This window comes from Streptomyces sp. CBMA152, assembly GCF_014596475.1.
GTDB lineage: Bacteria > Actinomycetota > Actinomycetes > Streptomycetales > Streptomycetaceae > Streptomyces.
This window is the reverse complement of record NZ_MECJ01000028.1, coordinates 343,183-367,555: the sequence shown is the minus strand read 5'-3', so window position 1 is coordinate 367,555 and position 24,373 is coordinate 343,183. Positions and strand designations below refer to the sequence as shown.

The following is a 24,373-nucleotide window of genomic DNA, read 5'->3' as shown; positions in this document are numbered from 1 at the left end:
GATTCTTTCCCCTATCGGGCTGAACTTTTGTTGATCGCCGGTTAGTTGGCCCCTGAAGGGGCCTACCCTTCAACAGGTGAACCAGTTGATGTCGCGCGCCTCCGACGAGTCCGAAGCCGATCTGCCCGGGGAAGCTCCGCTGCCCGGCGCGCTGCCCGAGTCGCTGCGCGCCGAACTCATCGCATTCCGCCGGGACTTGCACATGCACCCCGAGCTCGGGAACCAGGAGTTCCGGACCACCGCCGCGATCAAGAAGCGCCTTGAGGCGGACGGGCTCAAGCCGCGGGTGCTCGCCAGCGGCACCGGACTGGTGTGCGACATCGGTACCTGGGACGGCGTACGGCCCATGCTGGCCATTCGGGCGGACATCGACGCGCTGCCGATCCCGGACGCCAAAGTCAACACGCCGTACCGCTCGACCGTCCCCGATCGGGCGCATGCGTGCGGCCACGACATCCACACCACCGTGGTGCTCGGCACCGGTCTGGTGCTCGCCGAACTCGACCGGCAGGGCCTGCTGCCGCACCCGGTGCGCCTGATCTTCCAGCCCGCCGAGGAGGTGCTGCCCGGCGGCGCCGCCGACGCGATCCTGGGCGGGGTGCTCGACGGTGTGGGGAAGATCGTCGCGGTGCACTGCGACCCGCGCGTGGACGCGGGCCGGATCGGGCTGCGGGTCGGGGCGATCACCTCCGCCTGCGACCGGCTGGAGATCGCGCTGGCCGGGCCCGGCGGCCACACCGCCCGCCCGCATCTGACCACCGACCTGGTCACCGCCGCCGCCCGGGTGGTCACCGACGTGCCCGCGCTGCTCGCCCGCCGTATCGACGCGCGCGCCGGGCTCGCGGTGACCTGGGGCCGCATCGACGCGGGCCACGCCTGCAACGTCATCCCGATGCGCGCCGAGCTGGCCGGAACCGTTCGCTGCCTGGACCTCGACGCCTGGCGCGACGCGCCCGACCAGGTGCACGCCGCGATCGACGAGATCGCCACCCTGCACCGGGCCAAGTCCGAGATCACGTACGTACGAGGGGTGCCGCCGGTCGTCAACGACCCGGCGGTGACCGAACTCCTGCGCGAGGCTCAGACGGCGCGCCGAGGGGCGTATTCGATCGAGGACACCGAGCAGAGTCTGGGTGGCGAGGACTTTTCGTGGTACCTGGAGCATGTGCCGGGCGCGATGGCCCGGCTCGGCGTGCGCACCCCGGGCTCCAATGCCCGCCTTGACCTGCATAGGGGTGATTTCGACGCCGATGAGGCGGCCATCGAGGTCGGAGTCGAGCTCTTCACTGCCACTGCGCTGCTGGAAGGACACCGTTCGTAACCGGACACTTCATCCCCTGTTCGCGACGATCCGATAACGGCTTCCGAACAGGTCTTTACGCGACATCTACGCGCGTTACGATCCGACGCGAAACCAGCGCCGGTAGGGGCGCTCTCGGTTCGTTGTGAAGGGACCTCCTCGTGCGCCGGGTATCCAAGATCGCTGCGGCAGGTATCGCCACCGCCGCGCTCGCGCTTTCCGCCACCGCGTGTGGCAGCACGTCCTCCGAGAAGGACAAGGGCTCCACCGCGTCGTCCAGCGCGGGCGGCAAGGGTGTCAAGGTCGGTGTCGCGTACGACGTCGGCGGCCGTGGCGACCACTCGTTCAACGACTCCGCCGCGCGCGGCATCGACAAGGCCAAGGGGGAGTTCGGCGGTGAGATCAAGGAGCTGACCGCCAAGACCACGGACACCGAGGCCGACCGCGTCCAGCGCCTCACCGACCTGGCCCAGGCGGGCTACAACCCGGTCGTCGGCATCGGCTACGCCTACGCCACCTCGATGACGAAGGTCGCCGCCAAGTTCCCGAAGGTCACCTTCGGCATCGTCGACTCCGTCGTGGACGCGCCGAACGTCGACAGCATCACCTTCACCGAGGAGCAGGGCTCCTACCTCGCGGGTGTCGCCGCGGCGCTGAAGTCGAAGTCCGGCCACGTCGGCTTCATCGGTGGCGTGGACGTCCCGCTCATCAAGAAGTTCGAGGCGGGCTTCACCCAGGGCGTCAAGGACACCAAGCCGGCCGACCAGGTCGAGGTCCAGTACCTGTCGCACGGTTCGGACACCTCCGGCTTCGCCAGCCCCGACAAGGGCAAGGAAGCCGCCCAGGGCATGCTCGACAAGGGCATCGACGTCATCTACACCGCGGCCGGCTCCTCCGGCACCGGTGCCATCGAGGCCGTCGCGGGCAAGAAGGGCGCCTGGGCGATCGGCGTCGACTCCGACCAGTACAACCAGGCTTCGCTCGCCAAGTACAAGGCGTCGATCCTGACCTCGGTCGTCAAGAACGTCGACGTCGGCGTCTACGAGCTGGTCAAGTCCGTCAAGGACGGCAAGCCGCTGACCGGCACCAACAGCTACTCGCTGGCCAAGGGCGGCGTTTCGCTCGCCACCAGCGGCGGCTTCATCGACGACATCAAGGCCCAGCTCGACGCGGCCCAGAAGAAGATCGTCGACGGTTCGGTCAAGGTCAAGACCACCCCGTGACCCGGTCCGTGACCCGGCCTCCTCGCGGGGGCCGGCTCCGGTCACGGCACCTGTAGTGCACGGGCTCGGCGGGGAGGGTGAGCCCCCTCCCCGCCGAGCCCATAACGATGTGTCAACTCTACGCGCGTAGGCGCGAGTTGGCGCGCTAGCGTCTCCACGCCCTCTGCCCCCACCCCCCTCCTTCTCGTAGGAGAGTGCGCCATCAACGCGTCCAGCCCTCCCGCCGTCGAACTGCGCGGCATCACCAAACGATTCCCCGGCGTCGTCGCCAACAAGGACATCGACATCACCGTCGCCAAGGGCACCGTCCACGCCCTCTGCGGTGAGAACGGTGCCGGCAAGTCGACCCTGATGAAGATCCTCTACGGCATGCAGAAGCCCGACGAGGGAACCATCACCATCGACGGCGACCAGGCGGTCTTCCACAGCCCCGCCGACGCCATCGCGCGCGGAATCGGCATGGTGCACCAGCACTTCATGCTCGCCGACAACCTCACCGTCCTGGAGAACGTCGTTCTCGGCGGCGAGAAGCTGTACGGCATCGGCGCCAAGGCCCGTAACAAGATCAAGGAGATCTCGGACGCGTACGGCCTGGGGGTGCGTCCCGACGCCCTCGTCGAGGACCTCGGCGTCGCCGACCGTCAGCGCGTCGAGATCCTCAAGGTCCTCTACCGCGGCGCCCGCACGCTGATCCTCGACGAGCCCACCGCCGTCCTGGTGCCCCAGGAGGTCGAGGCGCTCTTCGACAACCTGCGCGAGCTCAAGGCCGAGGGCCTGACCGTCATCTTCATCTCCCACAAGCTGGGCGAGGTCCTGAAGGTCGCGGACGAGATCACCGTCATCCGGCGCGGTACGACGGTGGGCACGGCCGACCCGAAGACCACCACCTCCAAGCAGCTCGCCGAGCTGATGGTCGGCAGCGAGCTCCCGTCCCCGGAGACCCGCGAGTCGACCGTCACCGATGTGGCGATGCTGAAGGTGGCCGGGCTCCAGCTGGCCGCGACCGACCCCGACGGGGTCGTGCGCGACGTGCTCTCCAACGTCTCGTTCACCATCCACAAGGGCGAGGTGCTGGGCATCGCCGGTGTCGAGGGCAACGGCCAGGCCGAGCTCGTCGAGGCCATCATGGGCATGCGCGACCCGGACGGCGGTGTCATCACCCTCGACGACATCGACATCTCGCACGCGCCGACCCGCAAGCGCCGCGAGAGCGGCGTGGGGTACATCCCCGAGGACCGCCACCGCCACGGCCTGCTCCTGGAAGCGCCGCTGTGGGAGAACCGCATCCTCGGCCATGTCACCGAGCGCCCCAACTCCAAGGGCGGCCTGCTCGACAACCGGGCGGCCCGCGTCGACACCGAGCGGATCGTGCGCGAGTACGACGTGCGCACCCCCGGCATCGACGTCACCGCGGCCTCGCTCTCCGGCGGCAACCAGCAGAAGCTGATCGTCGGCCGCGAGATGAGCCACACCCCCAAGCTGCTGATCGCCGCGCACCCCACCCGGGGCGTGGACGTCGGCGCGCAGGCGCAGATCTGGGACCAGATCCGGGAGGCCCGCCGCGAGGGCCTCGCGGTGCTGCTGATCTCCGCCGACCTGGACGAGCTGATCGGCCTGTCCGACACCCTGCGGGTGATGTACCGCGGCCGCCTGGTCGCCGACGCCGACCCCGCCACGATCACCCCCGAGGAACTCGGCTCCGCGATGACGGGTGCGGCCTCCGGCCACCTGGAGCACGTTGAGGGCGAAGAGTCCGGTACGGACGGGGGAGAGGACCGATGAAGAAGCTCACCTCCAGGATCGACAAGGAGCGCCTGCTCCTCGCGATCGCGGCCCCGGTGCTCGCGGTGGTCGCCGCGCTCGCCGTGACGGCCGTGGTCATCCTGATCACCGGCAAGAACCCGTTCACGGCCTTCAACGACATGCTGTCGTACGGCTCGGCCAGTGACAGCCAGATCTACATCCTGAACAAGGCGACCACGTACTACCTGGCGGGTATCGCGGTGGCCATCGGCTTCCGGATGAACCTGTTCAACATCGGTGTGGACGGTCAGTACCGTATGGCGGCGTTCTTCGCGGCCGTCGCCGGCGGTGCGATGTCCCTGCCGGGCTTCGTCGCCATCCCGCTGATGATCATCGTGGCGATGCTCGTCGGCGCGATGTGGGCGGCCGTCGCGGGCATCCTCAAGGTGACCCGGGGCGTCAGCGAGGTCATCTCGACGATCATGCTGAACGCGATCGCGACCGCCGTCATCGCGTATCTGCTCCAGCCGGACCGCCTCGGCCAGCTCGACTCGGCGGGGACCCTGGTCTCCACCAAGCCGCTGCCGAAGGACTCGTGGTTCTTCAGCATCGACACCGGCGCCGCCGGCACGCTGTGGGGCTTCATCTTCGTGGCCGCCCTCGCGGGTGTCGCCTACTGGTTCGTGCTCGGCCGCACCCGCTTCGGCTTCGACCTGCGGGCGGTGGGCCAGTCCGAGTCCGCGGCCGCCGCGAGCGGTGTCAGCGTCAAGAAGATGGTCGCCACCAGCATGATCATCTCGGGTGCCGTCGCGGGTCTGGTCGGTCTGCCGACCCTGCTCAACGACAGCCACCAGTACGACAACAGCTTCCCGGTGGGCCTCGGCTTCACCGGTATCGCGATCGCGCTGCTCGGCCGCAACCACCCGGTCGGCATCGCGCTCGGCGCGCTCCTGTGGGGCTTCCTGGAGCGCACCACCAGCCACCTCGAATTCATCGGCTTCGACAAGGAGATCCTCGGCGTGATCCAGGGCGTCATCGTCCTGTGCGTCGTCATCGCCTACGAAGTCGTCCGCCGCTACGGCCTGAAGCGCCAGCAGCAGCGCGTCGGCGCCGAGCTCGCGGCCCAGGCCGCCAAGTCCGACCAGCAGGAGGTGACGGCATGAGCGTCACGACCGACACGACCACGACCCCGCCTCCGGCCGGGGTCAAGCGCGGCAACCTCAAGCGCAAGGCCTCCCTCGCGCAGATCCTGCTGATCGTCGCGGGCGCCCTGCTCCTGGTCTCCGCCGTACGCATCATCACCGGCGCCGACCAGCTCACCTCCGCCGGCCAGATCAGCGCCGCCCTGGGTCTTGCCGTGCCGATCGGCCTCGCGGGCCTGGCGGGCCTGTGGTCCGAGCGGGCCGGCGTGGTCAACATCGGCCTCGAAGGCATGATGATCCTCGGTACGTTCGGCGCCGGCTGGGTCGGCTGGCAGACCAGCCCCTGGCTCGGCCTGCTCGCCGGTGTCGGCTTCGGCGTGCTCGGCGGTCTCGTCCACGCGGTCGCCACCATCACCTTCGGCGTCGACCACATCGTCTCCGGTGTGGCGGTCAACCTGCTGGCGCTCGGCGCCACGCAGTACATGGCCAAGCTCTTCTTCAACGAGGGCGACGCGGCGACCAAGGGCGGCAACCCCAAGCAGTCGCCGCCCGCCGATGCCCTGCCCAGCTTCACCATCCCCGGTCTCTCGTCGGGTCTCCACTCGATCGAGAAGCACCACTGGTTCCTGGTCTCGGACCTCGCCGGCATCCTCGGCGGTCTGGTCACCGACGTCTCGTGGGTGACGGTCCTCGCGGTCGCGCTCTTCGTCGGCACCTGGTGGCTGCTGTGGAAGACCGCGTTCGGTCTGCGGCTGCGCTCCTGCGGCGAGAACCCGGTGGCCGCCGAGTCCCTCGGCGTCAACGTCTACTCGTACAAGTACGCGGCGGTCGCCGTCTCCGGCGGTCTGGCCGGGCTCGGCGGCGCGTTCCTCTCGCTCGTCACCTCGCACATCTACCTGGAGGGCCAGACGGGCGGGCGCGGCTACATCGGTCTCGCCGCGATGATCTTCGGCAACTGGCGGCCGGGCGGACTCGCCATGGGCGCCGGCCTGTTCGGCTTCTCCGACGCGCTCCAGCTGCGCAACGGCGGCGAGACCGTCCACGCGCTGCTGCTGCTCCTGGTGGTCCTGCTCGGCCTCCTGGCGGCCTGGAAGGCGTACAAGAAGGCCCTGGTCCAGGCCGTCGTGAGCGCGGTGATCGCCGCGGTCATCCTGGTCTGGTACCTGATGACCGACACGGTCCCGGGTGACTTCGTCGGCGCCACGCCGTACGTCGTCACGCTGCTGGTGCTCTCGCTCTCCGCGCAGCGCCTGCGGATGCCCAAGGCCGACGGCATGCGCTACCGCAAGGGCCAGGGCAAGTGACCGCCCCCGCCGTCGACTGGGAGGCCCTGCGCGAGGCCGCCCGGGACGCCATGTCCCGCGCGTACGCCCCGTACTCGGGCTACCCGGTCGGCGCGGCGGCCCTGGTCGACGACGGCCGCACCGTCACCGGCTGCAACGTCGAGAACGCCTCGTACGGACTCGCGCTGTGCGCCGAGTGCGGCCTGGTCTCGGCGCTGCGCCTGGGCGGCGGCGGCCGGCTGACGCACTTCGTCTGCGTCGACGGCCACGGCGCCGCCCTGGTGCCCTGCGGCCGCTGCCGCCAGCTCCTGTTCGAGCACGGCGGTCCGGAGCTGCTGGTGGAGACCCCGGAAGGCATCCTGCCGCTCTCCGCGATGCTCCCGCAGGCCTTCGGCCCGGACCATCTCAGGACGGGCCCGCTCAACTGACCACGGTGGCCCCTTCGTTGCTGATCAGCGATGGAGGGGCCGCCCTCGTCACCCCTCTCTATGCGCGTAGAGTCGCGTGTACCGTACGGACGAACCGCACTTGCCGGAAGGAATGCCATGGACGTCATCTCCGTCATCCGCACCAAGCGAGATCGGGGCGAGCTGAGCCCCGAGCAGATCGACTGGGTCATCGACGCGTACACGCGCGGTGTCGTGGCCGACGAGCAGATGTCGGCGCTCGCGATGGCGATCCTGCTCAACGGCATGAACCGCACGGAGATCGCCCGTTGGACCGCCGCGATGATCGCCTCCGGCGAGCGGATGAACTTCGACGCGCTGTCGCGGCCCACCGCCGACAAGCACTCCACCGGCGGCGTCGGCGACAAGATCACGCTGCCGCTCGCCCCGCTGGTCGCCGCGTGCGGCGCGGCCGTGCCGCAGCTCTCCGGCCGGGGTCTGGGCCACACCGGCGGCACCCTGGACAAGCTGGAGTCCATCCCCGGCTGGCGCGCGCTGCTCTCCAACGAGGAGATGCTGAACGTCCTGGACACCACCGGCGCGGTCATCTGCGCGGCGGGCGACGGCCTGGCCCCGGCGGACAAGAAGCTGTACGCGCTGCGCGATGTGACCGGCACCGTCGAGGCGATCCCGCTGATCGCCTCCTCGATCATGTCGAAGAAGATCGCCGAGGGCACCGGCTCGCTGGTCCTGGACGTCAAGGTCGGCACCGGCGCCTTCATGAAGACCATCGAGGACGCCCGCGAACTGGCCTCCACCATGGTCGCGTTGGGCACCGACAGCGGCGTCAAGACGGTGGCCCTGCTCACCGACATGTCCACCCCGCTCGGCCTCACGGCGGGCAACGCCCTGGAAGTACGCGAGTCCGTCGAGGTGCTGGCGGGCGGCGGCCCGAGGGACGTCGTCGACCTCACCCTGGCACTGGCCCGCGAGATGCTGGACGCGGCCGGGATCAAGGACGCCGACCCCGAGAAGGCTCTCGCCGACGGCTCCGCGATGGACGTGTGGCGCCGGATGATCGCGGCCCAGGGCGGCGACCCGGACGCGACCCTGCCGGTCGCCCGCGAGCAGCACGTCGTCACCGCCCCGAGCTCGGGCGTCCTGACCCGCCTCGACGCGTACGACATCGGCGTCGCCGCCTGGCGCCTCGGTGCGGGCCGGGCCCGCAAGGAGGACCCGGTGCAGGCGGGTGCGGGCATCGAGCTGCACGCCAAGCCCGGCGACACGGTCACGGCCGGCCAGCCGCTGCTCACCCTGCACACGGACACCCCCGAGAAGTTCGACTACGCGCTGCAGACGCTCGGCGAGTCGTACGACATCGCCCCGGCGGGCACCGCGTTCACCGCGAACCCGATCGTCCTCGACCGGATCGCCTGACACCCCGTAACCACCCCTCCACGAGCCCGGCGCGCCCTCCCGCCGCCGGGCCCGGCCCTCGGCCGGATCCGGTCCGTCCACCGGGTCCGGCCGATGAGTTTTCCGCCGACGTCCGGTCTGACTGCTGTGCACCCCACCGACCCCGAACCCGTGCTCGTGATACCCGAGCGGGTCCTCCTCGCCGATGTCCCGCCGCTGTGCGCCCATTTGGAGGCGCTGTACGCGGCGGGGGCAGTGGCGGTGGTCTGCGACGTGGGCGCGCTGCTGAGGGCGGACCTGGCAGCGGTGGAGACGGTGGCCCGCCTGGCACTGACGGCGAGGAGGGCGGGCGGCGGAATCACGTTACGGAACGCCGGCCCGGGGTTGCGTGCATTGCTGCACCTGACGGGCTTGGCGGGATTGCTGGAGCGCTAGTGCGGTACGGGGTCACCTACAGGGGCGCGGGGCTGTGACATTTGCGGCTCCGCCGCGTGGGCGCGACCAGCCCCCACCGGCCCGCACCCGAAACGACACCCCTAGTCGTCCAGCTGCTCCGGCAACCCGAACAACGGAAACCAACGGGCTGTGTCCAAGAACGCGTTGAGCCCGACTATCTTCCCGTCGGAGATCTCCACGACTTGGAGCGACCAGGGCTCATGCCGCCCGCCAGGGCCACTGGCCCGGTACTGCCCAAACGCGGGCGTCCCATTGGCCACCGTCGGCACCAGACGCGAGCCACGGCAGCCGTGGCCGGGCCCGACATGCCAAGCCACGATGTCCTCATGCCCCCGCAGCCACAAGTCATACGGCGGCATCGACAGCGTCGCGTCCTCATGGAGCAGCGCGGTGAGGGCCGTCATGTCGTACCCCTCGAACGCCTCCACATAGCGGGCGAGCAGCCTCTGCTGCGCCTCGGAGAGCGGATCCGCCGCATCCGAGGCGCGCGGCTCCGACTCCGCAAGGGTCGAACGCGCCCGCTGGAGCGCGCTGTTGACCGACGCGACCGTCGTCCCGAGCAGCTCCGCGACCTCGCTCGCCTTCCACGCCAGCACCTCGCGCAGGATGAGCACCGCCCGCTGCCGGGGCGGCAGATGCTGGAGCGCGGCGACGAAGGCGAGCCGGACGCTCTCGCGCGCGACCGCCGTCTCGGCCGGATCGTCGACCGACGGCAGCACGCGCGCGTCCGGCACCGGCTCCAGCCAGGTCACCTCCGGCCGTGAGTTGAGCACCGCCGAGGACGCGGTCTGCGGGGCCGTGAGGTCCATCGGGCGGGCCCGCTTGCCGCTCGCGCTCAGCATGTCGAGGCAGACGTTGGTGGCGATCCGGTAGAGCCAGGACCGCAGGGACGAGCGGCCCTCGAACTTCTCGTAACTCCGCCACGCCCGTACCAGCGTGTCCTGTACCGCGTCCTCCGCCTCGAAGGCCGAGCCGAGCATCCGGTAGCAGTACCCCGTCAGCTCGACCCGGTGCCTCTCCAGGCGTGCGTCCAGGTCCGTCGCCGTTGACAGATCACTCATCGCGTCCACCCCAGGTCGCCCATGTGCTCCAGCCCTTCGGAAGCTACAGGAGCCCACTGACAATCGCGCCTCGGGCGGACGTTTCAGCAGGTCACATGGGGCGTGGCGAGTCGGCGCTCGACCCGGGCCGCGTGGCTGCCGTACAGCGTCACGGAGACCACGCCGAGGACCGCGAGCAGACCGAGCAGGACGGTCGCGGGCCAGCCGCCCGCGTGGAAGGCGATCGCCCCGAGCGTGCCGCCCGCGCTGCTGCCCAGGTAGTACGCGGACTGGTACAGCGCGGAGGCCTGCGCGCGGCCCCGTTCGGCGGTCCGGCTCACCGAGGAGGAGGCCACCGCGTGGCCCGCGAAGAACCCTGCGGTGATCAGGACCAGGCCCGCGAGGATCGCGGCCAGCGAGTCGAGCAGGCTCAGCATCAGCCCGGCGGCGGTCGTCGAGACGGCCAGGTACAGCGCGCCCCGGCGGCCGAGCCGTGCGACCAGCTTCCCGGCCGCGGCCGAGGAGACCGTACCGACCAGATAGACCAGGAAGATCGAGCCGACGACGCCCTGCGGGAGGTGGAAGGGCGCGGCGGTGAGCCGGTAGCCGATCACCGTGTAGACCGCGCCGAACACGGTCATGAAGAGCGCGCCGATCGCGTACAGGCGGACAAGCAGCGGGTTGGCGAGGTGGCCGCGCACGGTCGCCGCCAGCGCGCTCGGGTTGAGCGAGACCGCCGTGAAGTTACGGGACTTGGGGAGCAGCAGCCGGAAGGCCACCGCGCAGACGGCGGCGAGCGCGCCCACCGCGAGCAGCGCCGCGCGCCAGCCCCACGCCTGGGCCACCCAGCCGGTCAGGATGCGGCCGCTCATGCCGCCGATGGAGTTGCCCGCGACGAACAGGCCGATCGCCGCGACCAGCGCCTTGGGCCGCACCTCCTCCGCGAGGTAGGCCATGGCGGAGGCGGGCAGTCCCGCGAGGGCCGCGCCCTGGACCGCGCGCAGCGCCACCAGAGCGCCCACGTTCGGCGCGAACGGGACGAGCAGCCCCACCGCCACCGCGACCACCAGCGACACCGTCATCATCCGGGACCGCCCGAACCGCTCGGACAGCGCGCTCAGCGGCAGCACACACAGGGCCAGCGCGCCGGTCGCCGCCGACACGGTCCAGCTCGCCGCCGAGGCGGACACCCCCAAGTCGCCGGAGATCAGCGGGAGCAGGGCCTGGGTGGAGTAGAGGAGGGCGAAGGTCGCGACCCCGGCGGCGAAGAGCGCGAAGCTCATCCGGCGGTAGCCGGGCGCGCCCGGGGCGAGCTGAACGGGGGAGGGCGCAACAGGGGACGGCGCGGTGGAGGCACCCACGGTGGTGGGTGCCCCGGTACTGGCAGGAGGCATGGCTCGACCGTAGGCCCGCCGGCATTTATGCGTCCAATGCGAAAAGTGGCCATAATCGATCCACGTACGCATAAGCACAGTTCAGGCGGGTGTCTGTCATTGAACAGTAACGAAGAAGACATCGTCACGGTGCTCGCACCCCGCCTCGCGTACTTCGCCGGGGTGGCCCGGCACGAGCACGTCACGCGCGCGGCGCACGAGCTCGGGGTGCCCCAGTCGACGCTCTCGCGCGCGATGGTGCGGCTCGAAGAGGACCTGGGGGTCGCGCTGTTCGCCCGCAAGGGCCGCACCGTCTCGCTCACCCCGGCCGGCCGCACCTTCCTCGGCTCGGCCGAGCGCGCCCTCGCCGAGGTCGAACGGGCCGCCGACTCGGTACGGGCCGACGCGGACCCCGCCACCGGCAAGGTCGCCTTCGGCTTTCTGCACACCATGGGCTCGGAGACCGTCCCCGGCCTCATCCGCGCCTTCCGGGTCGACCATCCCCGGGTGCGCTTCACGCTGGTGCAGAACTACGGCGAGGCGATGATCGAGCGGCTGCGCGCGGGGGAGCTGGACCTCTGCCTCACCTCGCCCGTCCCCGACGCGCCCGACCTCGTGGCCCGGCGTCTGGACGAGCAGCGGCTCCGCCTCGTCGTCCCCGACGACCACCGTCTGGCGGCCCGCAAGCGCGTCCGGCTCGCGGAGGCCGCCGACGAGACGTTCGTGACCCTGGAGCCCGGCTACGGGCTGCGGCGCATCACGGACGACCTGTGCGCCGAGGCGGGGTTCACACCGAAGGTGGCGTTCGAGGGGGAGGAGGCGGAGACTCTGCGCGGGCTCGTGGCGGCGGGCCTGGGCGTGGCCCTGCTGCCGCCGCCCGCCGTGGCCCGCCCGGGCGTCGTCGAGCTGACGGTGACGGCGCCGCGCGCGGTCCGCGAGATCGGCGTGGCCTGGCTGGACGGCCACCCGGACACCCCGCCGGTGGCCGCCTTCAAGGCGTTCCTGCTGTCCCGCCGGGGGCAGTTGCTGCCGGAGTGAAGGCGTACACGTGCGTGGCGCTTGTGCGGCCGTACGCGCGCGTAGCGACTGTCACGCCCGCAGTGACTTCCCGAACCCCGCCGCCAGTGGCATCCGCAGGCCCAGCGGCGGTGGCGCGGCCAGCGCGTCGGCCACCGGGCGCGCGTACGGGTGGGCGAAGAGGGAGCCCGCGACGAAGTCGACCGCAAGGTTGAGGACTTCGAAGCGGTGCTGGCGTAACGCGTGACCGTCGGAGTGGACCTCGAAGCGGCAGGTGTCGCGGTTCGTCTTCTTCGCGCGCGCAGCGAGCCGGAACGACAACTCCGGGTCGCTGCGCCGGTCGTTGGTGCCGTGCACGATCATCACCCGCCGCCCGACCAGCTGCTTCACCGGCTCCGACGTCGCCGCCAGATCGTCCTCGGGCAGCCAAGGGGCAAGGGAGAGAACGCAGTTGACCGCCGGATGGCCTGCCGCGCGCAGCGCCGCCCGGCCGCCCATGCCCTGCCCGACCAGGCACACCGGCACGTCCCCGTACCGCCGCACCACCTCGTCCAGCGCCCACTCGGCGTCCGCCGCGAGCCGGGCGTCGCCGCCGTTCCAGCCCCGGCCCCGGTAGTGGACGAGGTGCGCCACCAGGCCGTCGTCGCGGCCCGCCCGGGCCAGTCGGCGGGCCAGCGGCAGCACCGAGACGTACGCGAGGGACGAGGGGCGGCGCGCCGAGACGGGATCGCCGTCGGGCAGCACCAGCGCCACACCGCCGACCGACGAGCCGGCGCCGGGTGCGCCGACGGCCCGTCCGAGCCTGGCGGCAGGCTGGGGGATCGCAAGCTGAGCCATGGCAGAACAGTCTCAGAAGGCGAGGTGTACGCCACCCGTCCGCGCGGTCACTGTTACGTATCGGCAACCGATCGACTCCCGGCGATCTACGCGCGTAGGGGCTAGCATGCGCAGATGACGAGCCAGACCACCGACGTACCGACCCCGGACCAGATCCGCCGTGCCCCGAAGGTGCTGCTCCACGACCACCTCGACGGCGGTCTGCGTCCGGGAACCATCATCGACATCGCCCAAGAGACCGGGTATTCGGGTCTCCCGGAGACCGAGGCCGACAAGCTCGGCATCTGGTTCCGCGAAGCCGCCGACTCCGGTTCCCTGGAGCGGTATCTGGAGACGTTCGCGCACACCTGCGCCGTCATGCAGACCCGCGACGCGCTCTTCCGCGTCGCCGCCGAGTGCGCCGAGGACCTGGCCCAGGACGGGGTCGTCTACGCCGAGGTGCGCTACGCCCCGGAGCAGCACCTGGAGGCGGGGCTGACCCTCCAGGAGGTCGTGGAGGCCGTCAACGAGGGCTTCCGCGAGGGTGAGCGCCGCGCCCGCGCCAACGGCCACCGCATCCGCGTGGGGGCGCTCCTGACGGCGATGCGGCATGCCGCCCGCGCCCTGGAGATCGCCGAACTGGCCAACTCCTACCGGGACTCGGGCGTCGTCGGCTTCGACATCGCGGGCGCCGAGGCCGGCTTCCCGCCCACCCGCCACCTCGACGCGTTCGAGTATCTGAAGCGGGAGAACAACCACTTCACCATCCACGCCGGCGAGGCGTTCGGCCTGCCGTCCATCTGGCAGGCGCTCCAGTGGTGCGGCGCCGACCGGCTGGGCCACGGTGTGCGCATCATCGACGACATCGAGGTCGCCGAGGACGGCTCGGTGAAGCTGGGGCGGCTCGCGGCGTACGTACGGGACAAGCGCGTCCCGCTGGAGATGTGCCCGACCTCCAACCTCCAGACCGGCGCCGCCTCCTCGTACGCCGAGCACCCCATCGGACTGCTGCGCAAGCTGCACTTCCGGCTGACCGTCAACACCGACAACCGGCTGATGAGCGGCACCAGCATGACCCAGGAATTCGAGCACCTGACCGACGCGTTCGGTTATTCGCTCGACGACATGCAGTGGTTCACTGTCAATGCGATGAAATCAGCGTTCATTCCTTTCGACGAACGCCTCGCCATGATCAATGACGTGATCAAGCCCGGTTACGCGGAATTGAAATCCGAATGGCTGTTCCAGCAGACCTCTGCGACCAGCGGATCCTCCGCATCCATGGGCTGATCAGGTAAAACGCAGAAGCGGCCGGGAATCACCTTTCCCGGCCGTTTCTGTCATATTCGCGGGTTTGCGGGCCGTGCGGCGGCGTGACTAGCTTGCAGAGCCGCTCACATCCCCTTCCCTAGGATGAATTCCAGATGAAGCAGTCTGCCGTCAAGACTCTCGGTGCCGCCGCTGTCGGTGTCGCCTTCGCCGCCGCCGCTGCGGGTACGGCCTCGGCCGCCCCCGCCGTGGCCGGAGTCCCCGACCTCCCGGCGCTGTCCGGGCTCACCAAGTCGCTGCCCCTCGAAAACGTCACCAACAAGCTCACGCCCGGGGCTCCGCAGTCCCTGGCGGCCGGTCAGAACGCCCTGGCCAAGGGCGCGTCCACGCTGCCGACCAGTGGCGCCGACCCGGTGAGCGGTCTGCTCGGCGGGCTGCCGGCCGGCGGCGGCCTGCCGACCGGCGCGCTGGGCGGGCTGCCTCTCGGCGGCTGACGGCCGATGGCCGAATCGCGCCGTTCTGCGGCGTGTTGAGGCGTTGTGGTGGGGCGCACATCCGGTTCCGGGTGTGCGCCCCACCGCGTGTGTGTCAGGATCGCCGCTCGTACGCTGGGAATTGACAGGTGAGTAGGGTTGCGACGATGCGTGTGAAGGCGACTGGACTTGCCGTGCTGACGGCGTCGGCGCTGCTGTTCACCGCCGCCTGTGGCGGCTCGTCCGGCGGCGGTTCGGACAACAGGGGCGCCACCGCCAAGCCGAACGGCTCCTCGTCCTCGGCCAAGACCCGCACCAGACTCCAGATGGCCGCCCTCGAACAGGGCGACGTCCCCGGCTACCAGGTCTCCGCCGACTCCACGGCGACGGGCCGGACCCGCCCGCAGGCCGACAAGAAGGCCTGCCAGCCGCTCGCCGACATCATGGGCGACGAGCCCAACCCGCAGGCGCACGAGACCGTCAACCGGGGCCTCGGCTCGCAACGCGAGCTCGGCCTCGCCGTCGCCGCCTCGCTCAGCTCGTACAAGGAAGGCGACGCGCAGCGCCTGATCAAGGACCTGCGCACGGCCGTCGCCGGGTGCTCCGGTTTCAGCGCCGCGCTCGGCGGCGGCAGCAGCAGTACGTACGCACAGGTGAAGGCGCGGCCGTACCGGATCGGCGGCGACGAGTCGGTGAGCTGGTCCGCGGCGTCCACGCAGGTGAACGTCACGACGCCGGTCCACATCGTCGTCGTCCGCCAGGGCTCGGTCATCGTCCGGTTCATGACGATCAACCTCGGCGCGCCCGTGCAGGGCAAGGCGCAGGAGCTGGTCGAGGTACCCAAGGATGTGGCCGACAAGCAACTGGCGAAGGTGCGCGAGGTACTGGGCTGAGGGCTCGTGCGGGCCCCCTAGGGGTTCACCACGCGGTGCTGGGGCGCTTCTCGGCCGGGAACAGGATCCACAGCGCTATGTAGAGCACGAACTGCGGGCCGGGCAGTAGACAGGACAGCAGGAAGATCACGCGCATGGTGGTCGCCGAGGTGCCGAAGCGCCGAGCCAGCGCCGCGCACACCCCGCCGATCATCCGTCCGTCACGGGGGCGGGCGAGGGTGTTCATTGTGGGGCTCCTTCTAGGAGTGAGGTGGTGTGGTGCGATGCCTCAATCCTGGGCCCCGAATCGGGCGAAAGCCTCGGACTACGGGGCGATTCCGACCCTGGGAATCGTCGGGGTCCGACCCTGAGCCGGTACCGGGACGGAGACCGGAACGGCCCGCTCCTGCCGGTGCCGCAGCGCGATGCGCCCGAACGGCACCACGGCGATGTGCGCGAAGGCGACCCCGGCGGTGTTCAGGAGCAGCGCGTCCACATCGGCGACCTGGCCCGGCACCGCGGTCTGCAACAGCGCGATGCCGAGCGAGACGAGCGCGCCGGACGCGGTCGTACGCAGCAGGGAGGCGACCGGGGAGACGTCCAGACGCCCGCCCACCAGCGGCAGCAGTACGCCGAGGGGCGCGAGCAGCAGCAGCCCCTCGCCGATCTGCCGCGCGGCCTCCAGGGGGCCCAGAGCCAGATCGGCTCTGATCCCGGCGAGCGGGGTGAGATTGGGGGCGGTCACCCACATGACGTCGCGGGGCCGCAGCGTGAGCCACGCCACGAGCACCAGATGCGCGAGGAGGAGAGCGCATCCCACCACGCGGAACCCGAGGGCGGCGCTGCCGCCGAGACCATGACGCTGTTGCACGCCCCCCAAGACGCGCCGGATCGCGCGATCGGTTCCGCGTTCTCGGGGACGGCGTCCCCGGAGCCCCTTTCCGCGCCCTGGAGCGGGGTGCGGGGGCCGCTGGGCGCCCGCCGAGGGGACGGGAGCCCCCGGACCGACAGGACCCCGGCCCCCGACCGGCTCAGGTGTGCAGCGCGTCGCCCAGGGTCGGGGAGGCGTCCGGGCGGGTCTTCATCTCCGCCGTGCAGGCGTAGCCGCGCGCGGGGTCCTCGCCGGGGCCGCCCAGGACCACCTGCTGGGTGCCCGAGGACGTCGGGGTGTTCTCCGCGTACGTACACACGATCTGCGAGAGCGCGAGGGCCGGCAGGTCCTCGGGGCGGCGGCTCAGGCGCAGCGCGCCCGCCGGGTCGCCCTTGCGCGGGCCCATGACGGTCAGCGGGCCCCGTACGTCGGTGGTGTACCCGGCGGCCTTCTCGTCGCCCGCCGGGGTCACCTCCAGCTCACCGAGCAGCGCCTCCGCGAAGCGCAGCCGGTCCGCCGAGGCCCGGCCCTCCGGGATGCGCACCGACCGCTCGGCGGAGACCAGTTGGGCCCCGCAGACCAGATAGACCCGTACGGTCACGCCCTCGAACTGCGGGGTCACCGCGTTGCCCGGGAGCTCGCAGGGGACCCGGGAGGGGGCCGGGCCCGCGTCCACCGGGACGGCCGTGGGCCGGATGCCGCAGCCCGTGGCGGCCCCGCCGAGCGCGAGCAGCGCGAGCACCCCGCCGAACAGCCGGGCACGCCGTGGCGCGGGTCTGAGAAGTCGTCCGATCACGCCTCCTCACCCCCGTCGCGCGGCAGCCGCAGCACGAACACCGCGCCGCCCTCGGGCGAGTTGGCGGCGGTGATGTCGCCGCCGTGGATATGGGCGTTCTCCATGGCGATGGAGAGGCCCAGACCGCTGCCCTCGGAGCGCGGCCGGGACGCGCTCGCCTTGTAGAACCGGTCGAAGACGTGCGGCAGCACGTCCTCGGGGATGCCCGGGCCGTGGTCCCGTACGGAGATCACCAGTTCCTCGCCCTCCACCCGCACCGAGACCCGCACCGGGGAGCCGCCGTGCTTCAGCGCGTTCCCGATCAGGTTGGCCAGGATCACGTCCAGGCGGCGCGGGTCGAGCCGCGCCATGATGCCGCGTTCGGCGTCCAGGTCCACCGCGTCCAGCCACGCGCGCGCGTCGATGCACGCGGTGATCTGGTCGGCGATGTCGACGTTGTCGAGGACCAGCCTGGCGGTGCCGGCGTCGAAGCGGGTGACCTCCATCAGGTTCTCGACCAGGACGTTCAGGCGCCGGGTCTCGGAGACCACCAGCTGCACGGCCGGGGCGATCATCGGGTCGAGGCTGTCCGCCTCGTCCTCCAGGACCTCGGTGACGGCGGTGAGCGCGGTCAGCGGGGTGCGCAGCTCGTGCGACATGTCGGCGACGAACCGCCGGCTCGCCTCCTCGCGCGCGCTCATGTCGCTGACCTTCTTCTCCAGGCTCTCGGCGGTCTTGTTGAACGTACGTGACAGATCGGCCAGTTCGTCCGTGCCCGAGACCCGCAGCCGGGTGTCGAGCTTGCCCTCGCCGAGCTGGCGGGCCGCGTCGCCGAGCCGCTGGACGGGCCGCAGCACGGTCGTTGCGGCGGCCTGCGCGAGCAGCGCGGAGCCGAGCAGCGCGAGCGCGGTGGCGATGCCGAGCGACCAGGCGAGCGAGTTGAGGTCCTGGCGCTCCTGGTCGAGCGAGGCCAGCATGTAGCCGGTCGCGCCGCCGCCGATGATCTTCGTCCCGCCCACCAGGTACGGCTTGCCGCGCAGGGTCCTGCGCTGCCAGAACAGGTGGTACGGATACGCGTTGGAGTCGGTGACCTTCTGCTTCTTGTCCACCGCCTCCTGGAGCGAGGCCGGTACGTCGTCGAGCGTGAAGCGGTCCACGTCGGACGCGCCGATGATCGGCTTGCCCGGGTCGCGCTGGTCCACCAGGAGCACCTGGTAGCCGGAGCTGACGTGGTAGCCGGAGCGGCTGCTGGCTGCCATCTGCTGGGCCGTCACCTGGAGGTCGTGCTCGGTGGGCTGGAGCGGCAGCGAGGCGGCCCGGTTCTGCATCTCCTGCCGGAAGTCGCCGAGAGCCGCGTCCTGCGTACGGACGAGGACGGCCTCGCGGTTGAGCCAGTACGCGATCCCCGACGCGGAGACGGCGGCGGTCAGCGCGACGAGCGCGAACACGACGACCAGACGCAGGCGCAGGCTGGTCCAGCGGAGGCCGGCGAGTATCGCCTTCTTCACGTTCCGAAACGCTGCTTTCTTGGGGTCATCCGGGAAGCGAGGGTCAGGAGGGGGTGTCGAGGCGGTAGCCCACCCCGCGCACCGTACGGATCAGTGTCGGGGACGAGGGCACGTCCTCGACCTTGGCGCGCAGCCGCTGCACACACGCGTCGACCAGGCGGGAGTCGCCGAGGTAGTCGTGCTCCCACACCAGCCGCAGCAGCTGCTGCCGGGACAGCGCCTGCCCCGGCCGTCGGCTCAGTTCGAGCAGCAACCGCAGCTCGGTGGGCGTCAGTTGCAGGTCCTCGCCGTTCTTGGTGACCGTCATCGCGGCGCGGTCGATCACCACACTGCCGAACGTCGCCGAGTCCGTCGCCTCGCGCTCGCCACGCCGCAGCACCGCGCGGATACGGGCGTCGAGGACCCGGCCCTGGACCGGCTTGACCACATAGTCGTCGGCGCCGGACTCCAGGCCCACCACCACGTCGATGTCGTCGCTGCGGGCGGTCAGCAGGATGATCGGCAGCTGGTCGGTGCGCCGGATACGGCGGCACACCTCGAAGCCGTCGATGCCGGGCAGCATCACGTCCAGCACGACAAGGTCCGGCCGCTGCTCACGGAGCAGCTTCAGGCCGTCCTCTCCCGTCGCCGCGGTGGCCACACGGTGGCCCTGGCGGGACAGGGAGAGTTCGAGCGCCGTGCGGATGGCGTCGTCGTCCTCGATCAGCAACAGGAAAGGCACGGAGGTCATTCTGGCCCATGGGGGAGCGGAGTTCGACCTCCCCCGGACTTCGCTCGTACAACGCCGTTCACAGGGCGCTGTGACAGGCCTGTGACAGTCGTCGGACACCGCCATGAAACTGGCCGGGCAGAGTCTTCCTCGTACCGACCGAAACAAGACTCCACCGACGGGGGGCGCGAGATGAACGCACTGCACAGCACCACCTCAAGCGCAGTTGTCACGCGTCTCCACGACGTCGTGCGGAGCGAGAAGTCCGGTGCCGTGGGCGGACGGGGGTGCGCTCGCGGCACCGGGCGTCAGCACCAGACGTACATGACGGTGCTCGACGCGGTGCCCGTCACGCCGCTGCGCGGCGTGGGGACGAGCGGGGATGCGGCGTACGGGGAGCCCACGGGGGAGCGTTCCGCCTCCGAGGCCGAGTTCACGGCCTATGTGCAGGAGCGCCGGGCCTCCCTGTACGCCACCGCCTACCACCTGACCGGCGACCGGTACGAGGCCGAGGACCTGCTGCAGAGCGCGCTGTTCTCGACCTACCGGGCCTGGGACCGGATCAGCGACAAGGCCGCGGTCGGGGGCTACCTCCGCCGCACCATGACCAATCTCCACATCAGCGCGTGGCGCCGCCGCAAGCTGAACGAGTACCCGACCGAGGAGCTGCCGGAGACGGCGGGCGACACGGACGCGATGCGCGGCACGGAGCTGCGCGCGGTCCTGTGGCAGGCGCTTGCGCGACTGCCCGAACTCCAGCGCACGATGCTGGTCCTGCGGTACTACGAGGGCCGCACCGACCCGGAGATCGCGGACATACTCGACATCAGTGTCGGCACGGTCAAGTCGAGCATCTGGCGGTCGCTCCGCCGGCTGCGCGAGGACGAGGTCCTCGCCTTCGGCCGTGACGAGGAAGAGTCCTTCGGCGAGCTGGTGGCCTGAAGGTCGGGGCCGGTGGTGGCAGCCACCGGAGTACGGGGATCAGGGGGGAGCGTACGGGGGCCGGCGTCTCGGGGGATACGTCGGACGTACGGATGACGGGGGAAACGGGAAAGCGGGACCGATGGGGCCGGGGGGCCCACTCGGTCCCGCTTTTCGCTGTTACGGGGAACTTCAGACCCGCGCCTTGGGCGCGGCGACACACCGGCCGGCGGCCGCCGCCGCGAGGCGGCCCAGGGCCTCCTCCTTGCCGCACGGGTGCGCGCCCAGGGCGGACTGCCGGGCCACGATCCCGCGTTCGGCGCGCATCAGGCGCCAGCCCCGACGCAACAGGAACGGAACCGACTTGCGCCCCTCCTTGAGGTCGCGGGCGAGCCGGCGGCGGAAGGTCGTCGAGGGGCGCCCGCGCAGACAGAGCGCGTCGGCGAGCACGCCGAGCTCCCGGCACCGGGCCACGATGTCGGCGGCGAAGATGCCCTCGGCGACGAACAGCGGGGTCCGGTCGATGGAGAACAGGCTCGTCCCGGTCCGCGAACTGGTCGCGATGTCGTACTCGGGCACGGCCGTACGCCCCGTACGGCACAGCTCGACGACGGCCGCCACGGCCGCGTCGGCGTCCCAGGAGAGCGGGGAGTCCCAGTCGATGTCCGTGGAGGCGGGCACACGCGGCAGGGTCGGGTCGTCGCCCTCCTTGTAGAAGTCGTCGAGGCGCAGGACGGGCAGGCCCGTACGGGCGGCGAGGGACGACTTTCCGGAACCGGAGGGGCCGGCGAGCAGAACGACGCGGGTCGGGATGGCGTGTGCGGTCACGGGACACCAGTCTGAGGCATCCACCCGGGAGGTGGACCCCTCGGGGAGCCCGTTGGTATCGAGCATCACACCTCAACTACGCTGCGTGCTCGTATCGATACGGAGGAGAGTGGACGACCATGGCACGAAATCGCGTACTGCTGCGCGCCGGGCTCACCATGACGATGGCCGGAGCGGCCCTCGTGGGCGCGGCCGCGCTGGCCGAGGCGGCCCCGCCGCCGGTGGGCCGCCCGGCCGCCGACCCGGCCGCGCTCGACGGACCGACACGCTCCGTGATGGGCGACCTGTCGGCGGGCGTGACGAACGGCCTCGCTCCCGCGAAGACGCTCAGTCTCAACCCCTTCGCCAAGACGTCGGTGGACCCGCTGGACAACGCGGTCGGCACCCAGGTGGCCGACTTCAAGCCGATCTCCACGGCGCTCGCCACAGCCCCGCTACACGAAAGCGGCGCCCTGAAGGACCTCCCGATCCTGGGCGCCGCTTCGCGACTGCTTCCGGGCTGAGCTTTATGCCCCAGGGGGCACGGCGCTCCTGTTCTTCCCCGGCTGAGGTGGCGCCCCCTTGGGGGCGCGGGGAACTGCGCGACCAGCCACATACGGCCCGCAGTCAAACAACCGACCTAGTAGGCGGAGCCCGACGCGCCAAGCGATCCCGTCGGGTGCCACACGGTCTTGGTCTCCAGGAACGCAGTCATCCGCTGAGTCCCCTGGTCCGCCGACCAGTCCACGGCACCAGGCCGAAGCACCCGCTTCAGGTTGTCCGCCGCGGCGACTTCCAGCTCGCGCGCGAGCTCGGCATCCGCACCCGCCAGATCCAGCGCGTTCACATCCTGGTGCGAAGCCAACGGCACCGCCAGCTCCGCCGTCTTGCCCGAGAGGATGTTGACGACACCACCCGGCACGTCGGACGTGGCAAGCACCTCGCCGAGCGACAGTGCAGGCAGCGGCGCGGTCTCACTCGCGATCACCACGACCGTGTTGCCCGTCGCGATCACCGGAGCGATCACCGACACCAGACCCAGGAACGACGACTCCTGCGGCGCGACGACCGTCACGACACCGGACGGCTCGGGCGTGGACAGGTTGAAGTACGGCCCGGCGACCGGGTTGGCGCCGCCGACGATCTGCCCGATCTTGTCGGTCCACCCGGCGTACCAGACCCACCGGTCGATGGCGGCGTCGACAACGGCCGCGGCCTTCGACTTCGACAGGCCCTCGGCCTCGCCGACCTCCCGTACGAACTGCTCCCGGCGGCCTTCGAGCATCTCCGCGACGCGGTACAGCACCTGACCGCGGTTGTACGCGGTCGCGCCCGACCACCCGCCGAACGCCTTGCGCGCGGCGACGACCGCGTCACGGGCGTCCTTGCGGGAGGACAGCGGGGCGTTCGCCAGCCACTTGCCCTTGGAGTCGCTCACCTCGTACACCCGGCCGCTCTCGGAACGCGGGAACTTCCCGCCCACGTACAGCTTGTAGGTCTTGAAGACGCTCAGACGCGTTGCGGACGTTGCGGACTCAGACATCGAGGTAGCCCTCCAGACCGTGCCGGCCGCCCTCGCGGCCGAAGCCCGACTCCTTGTAGCCGCCGAACGGCGAGGTCGGGTCGAACTTGTTGAACGTGTTGGCCCAGACGACACCGGCTCGCAGCTTGCCCGCGACCGCGAGGATGCGGGAGCCCTTCTCGGTCCAGATGCCCGCCGACAGGCCGTACTGGCTGTTGTTGGCCTTGGCGACGGCCTCGTCCGGCGTACGGAACGACAGCACGGACAGGACCGGGCCGAAGATCTCGTCGCGGGCGATGGTGTGCGCCTGCGTCACGTTCGTGAAGAGCGTCGGCGCGAACCAGTAGCCGTTCTCGGGCAGTTCGCACGCCGGGGACCAGCGCTCGGCGCCCTCGGCCTCGCCGGTGTCGGCGAGCGCGGTGATACGGGCCAGCTGCTCGGCCGAGTTGATGGCGCCGATGTCGGTGTTCTTGTCCAGCGGGTCGCCGAGGCGAAGGGTGGACAGGCGGCGCTTCAGCGCGTCCAGCAGCTCGTCCTGGATCGACTCCTGGACCAGCAGGCGCGAGCCCGCGCAGCAGACCTGGCCCTGGTTGAAGAAGATGCCGTTGACGATGCCCTCGACGGCCTGGTCGATGGGGGCGTCGTCGAAGACGATGTTGGCGCCCTTGCCACCCAGCTCCAGGGTGACCTTCTTGTCGGTGCCCGCGATCGACCGGGCGATCGCCTTGCCGACGGCGGTCGAGCCGGTGAAGGCGACCTTGTTGACGTCCGGGTGCTCGACGAGGGCCGCGCCCGCGTCGCCGTACCCGGTGAGGATGTTGACGACGCCCTTGGGCAGGCCCGCCTGGCGGCAGATGTCCGCGAAGAACAGCGCGGTCAGCGGGGTCGTCTCGGCGGGCTTGAGGACGACCGTGTTACCGGTCGCCAGCGCCGGGGCGATCTTCCACGCCAGCATCAGGAGCGGGAAGTTCCACGGGATGACCTGGCCCGCCACACCGAGCGGCTTCGGGTTCGGCCCGTAACCGGCGTGGTCGAGCTTGTCGGCCCAGCCCGCGTAGTAGAAGAAGTGCGCGGCGACCAGCGGGAGGTCCGCGTCGCGGGTCTCCTTGATCGGCTTGCCGTTGTCCAGCGTCTCCAGGACGGCCAGCTCGCGCGAGCGCTCCTGGATGATCCGGGCGATACGGAACAGGTACTTGGCGCGCTCGGAGCCGGGCAGCGCCGACCACTTCTCGAACGCCTTGCGGGCGGCCTTCACGGCCCGGTCCACGTCCGCCTCGCCCGCCTGGGCGACCTCGGACAGGACCTCCTCCGACGAGGGGCTGACGGTCTTGAAGACCTTGCCGTCGGCCGCGTCGACGAACTCGCCGTCGATGAACAGGCCGTACGAAGGCGCGATGTCGACGACCGAACGCGACTCGGGCGCCGGTGCGTACTCGAAAACAGATGCCATG

General features: G+C 70.8%; 25 protein-coding genes. 14 read left to right on the top strand and 11 right to left on the bottom strand.

What is annotated here, in order from left to right:
* The first annotated feature begins 88 nt into the window (after positions 1-88).
* From BG418_RS25180 to BG418_RS25145, 8 genes are all read left to right on the top strand, one after another.
* On the top strand, positions 89-1,321 hold the full coding sequence (locus BG418_RS25180) for an amidohydrolase (RefSeq protein WP_188276575.1): 1,233 nt from the start codon (positions 89-91) through the stop codon (positions 1,319-1,321).
* Between the two features lie 140 nt (positions 1,322-1,461).
* The gene (locus BG418_RS25175) at positions 1,462-2,523 is read left to right on the top strand and encodes a BMP family protein (RefSeq protein WP_188276250.1); all 1,062 of its coding nucleotides are present in this window, start codon (positions 1,462-1,464) and stop codon (positions 2,521-2,523) included.
* Positions 2,524-2,724: 201 nt separating this feature from the next.
* Positions 2,725-4,305 (top strand): ABC transporter ATP-binding protein, encoded by a 1,581-nt coding sequence (locus BG418_RS25170; RefSeq protein WP_399000411.1) that lies wholly within the window; start codon positions 2,725-2,727, stop codon positions 4,303-4,305.
* Complete coding sequence (locus BG418_RS25165) at positions 4,302-5,429, top strand: ABC transporter permease (RefSeq protein ID WP_188276249.1); 1,128 nt, start codon at positions 4,302-4,304, stop codon at positions 5,427-5,429. The genes BG418_RS25170 and BG418_RS25165 overlap by 4 nt, the downstream gene beginning before the upstream one ends.
* On the top strand, positions 5,426-6,712 hold the full coding sequence (locus tag BG418_RS25160) for an ABC transporter permease (RefSeq protein ID WP_188276248.1): 1,287 nt from the start codon (positions 5,426-5,428) through the stop codon (positions 6,710-6,712). Before BG418_RS25165 ends, BG418_RS25160 begins: the two co-directional genes overlap by 4 nt.
* The gene (locus tag BG418_RS25155; RefSeq protein WP_188276247.1) at positions 6,709-7,119 is read left to right on the top strand and encodes a cytidine deaminase; all 411 of its coding nucleotides are present in this window, start codon (positions 6,709-6,711) and stop codon (positions 7,117-7,119) included. Before BG418_RS25160 ends, BG418_RS25155 begins: the two co-directional genes overlap by 4 nt.
* 117 nt (positions 7,120-7,236) lie before the next feature.
* A complete protein-coding gene (locus BG418_RS25150; protein WP_188276246.1) occupies positions 7,237-8,514 on the top strand; it encodes a thymidine phosphorylase in 1,278 nt (425 codons plus the stop codon).
* A gap of 93 nt (positions 8,515-8,607) precedes the next feature.
* Positions 8,608-8,928, top strand: coding sequence for an STAS domain-containing protein (locus BG418_RS25145; protein ID WP_188276245.1), 321 nt, complete (start codon positions 8,608-8,610; stop codon positions 8,926-8,928).
* A 101-nt stretch (positions 8,929-9,029) separates the two neighbouring features.
* Here BG418_RS25145 and BG418_RS25140 read toward each other — a convergent pair whose 3' ends face one another.
* Positions 9,030-10,010, bottom strand: a complete 981-nt coding sequence (locus tag BG418_RS25140) for a sigma-70 family RNA polymerase sigma factor (protein WP_188276244.1) — start codon at positions 10,008-10,010, stop codon at positions 9,030-9,032.
* An 83-nt stretch (positions 10,011-10,093) separates the two neighbouring features.
* Complete coding sequence (locus BG418_RS25135) at positions 10,094-11,383, bottom strand: MFS transporter (protein WP_188276243.1); 1,290 nt, start codon at positions 11,381-11,383, stop codon at positions 10,094-10,096.
* A 36-nt stretch (positions 11,384-11,419) separates the two neighbouring features.
* On the opposite strand from BG418_RS25135, the gene BG418_RS25130 reads away from it, so the two are divergent.
* Positions 11,420-12,400, top strand: a complete 981-nt coding sequence (locus BG418_RS25130; protein ID WP_188276242.1) for a LysR family transcriptional regulator — start codon at positions 11,420-11,422, stop codon at positions 12,398-12,400.
* Positions 12,401-12,451: 51 nt separating this feature from the next.
* Here BG418_RS25130 and BG418_RS25125 read toward each other — a convergent pair whose 3' ends face one another.
* Entirely contained in the window at positions 12,452-13,216 is a 765-nt protein-coding gene (locus BG418_RS25125; protein ID WP_188276241.1) for a S9 family peptidase, read from the bottom strand.
* A 114-nt stretch (positions 13,217-13,330) separates the two neighbouring features.
* On the opposite strand from BG418_RS25125, the gene BG418_RS25120 reads away from it, so the two are divergent.
* From BG418_RS25120 to BG418_RS25110, 3 genes are all read left to right on the top strand, one after another.
* Complete coding sequence (locus BG418_RS25120) at positions 13,331-14,485, top strand: adenosine deaminase (protein WP_188276240.1); 1,155 nt, start codon at positions 13,331-13,333, stop codon at positions 14,483-14,485.
* Positions 14,486-14,619: 134 nt separating this feature from the next.
* The gene (locus tag BG418_RS25115; RefSeq protein ID WP_188276239.1) at positions 14,620-14,958 is read left to right on the top strand and encodes an ATP-binding protein; all 339 of its coding nucleotides are present in this window, start codon (positions 14,620-14,622) and stop codon (positions 14,956-14,958) included.
* A gap of 146 nt (positions 14,959-15,104) precedes the next feature.
* Positions 15,105-15,830 carry a hypothetical protein gene (locus tag BG418_RS25110; protein WP_188276238.1) on the top strand — a complete coding sequence of 242 codons (726 nt, stop codon included), beginning with the start codon at positions 15,105-15,107 and terminating at the stop codon, positions 15,828-15,830.
* A gap of 25 nt (positions 15,831-15,855) precedes the next feature.
* Here the strand turns inward: BG418_RS25110 and BG418_RS25105 are convergent, their stop codons facing one another.
* The 5 genes from BG418_RS25105 to afsQ1 form a co-directional block, all read right to left on the bottom strand.
* A complete protein-coding gene (locus BG418_RS25105) occupies positions 15,856-16,056 on the bottom strand; it encodes a PspC domain-containing protein (protein ID WP_188276237.1) in 201 nt (66 codons plus the stop codon).
* Positions 16,057-16,134: 78 nt separating this feature from the next.
* Entirely contained in the window at positions 16,135-16,680 is a 546-nt protein-coding gene (locus BG418_RS25100) for a VanZ family protein (RefSeq protein ID WP_188276236.1), read from the bottom strand.
* A 160-nt stretch (positions 16,681-16,840) separates the two neighbouring features.
* Positions 16,841-17,476, bottom strand: a complete 636-nt coding sequence (locus BG418_RS25095) for a hypothetical protein (RefSeq protein WP_317453750.1) — start codon at positions 17,474-17,476, stop codon at positions 16,841-16,843.
* Complete coding sequence (locus BG418_RS25090) at positions 17,473-18,963, bottom strand: ATP-binding protein (protein WP_188276235.1); 1,491 nt, start codon at positions 18,961-18,963, stop codon at positions 17,473-17,475. The genes BG418_RS25095 and BG418_RS25090 overlap by 4 nt, the downstream gene beginning before the upstream one ends.
* 43 nt (positions 18,964-19,006) lie before the next feature.
* The gene (afsQ1, locus tag BG418_RS25085) at positions 19,007-19,684 is read right to left on the bottom strand and encodes a two-component system response regulator AfsQ1 (RefSeq protein WP_188276234.1); all 678 of its coding nucleotides are present in this window, start codon (positions 19,682-19,684) and stop codon (positions 19,007-19,009) included.
* 180 nt (positions 19,685-19,864) lie between these two features.
* On the opposite strand from afsQ1, the gene BG418_RS25080 reads away from it, so the two are divergent.
* Positions 19,865-20,614, top strand: a complete 750-nt coding sequence (locus BG418_RS25080; protein WP_188276233.1) for a SigE family RNA polymerase sigma factor — start codon at positions 19,865-19,867, stop codon at positions 20,612-20,614.
* A 171-nt stretch (positions 20,615-20,785) separates the two neighbouring features.
* Here BG418_RS25080 and BG418_RS25075 read toward each other — a convergent pair whose 3' ends face one another.
* A complete protein-coding gene (locus tag BG418_RS25075) occupies positions 20,786-21,487 on the bottom strand; it encodes a uridine kinase (RefSeq protein ID WP_188276232.1) in 702 nt (233 codons plus the stop codon).
* Between the two features lie 53 nt (positions 21,488-21,540).
* Here BG418_RS25075 and BG418_RS25070 point away from each other — a divergent pair, with 53 nt between their 5' ends.
* Complete coding sequence (locus BG418_RS25070; RefSeq protein ID WP_188276231.1) at positions 21,541-21,924, top strand: hypothetical protein; 384 nt, start codon at positions 21,541-21,543, stop codon at positions 21,922-21,924.
* 116 nt (positions 21,925-22,040) lie between these two features.
* Here BG418_RS25070 and BG418_RS25065 read toward each other — a convergent pair whose 3' ends face one another.
* Together BG418_RS25065 and BG418_RS25060 are read right to left on the bottom strand one after the other, a co-directional pair.
* Positions 22,041-22,943: an aldehyde dehydrogenase family protein gene (locus BG418_RS25065; protein ID WP_188276230.1), complete on the bottom strand. Its 903-nt coding sequence runs from the start codon at positions 22,941-22,943 to the stop codon at positions 22,041-22,043.
* Complete coding sequence (locus BG418_RS25060; RefSeq protein ID WP_188276229.1) at positions 22,936-24,372, bottom strand: aldehyde dehydrogenase family protein; 1,437 nt, start codon at positions 24,370-24,372, stop codon at positions 22,936-22,938. Before BG418_RS25060 ends, BG418_RS25065 begins: the two co-directional genes overlap by 8 nt.
* Between the last annotated feature and the right edge of the window lies 1 nt (position 24,373).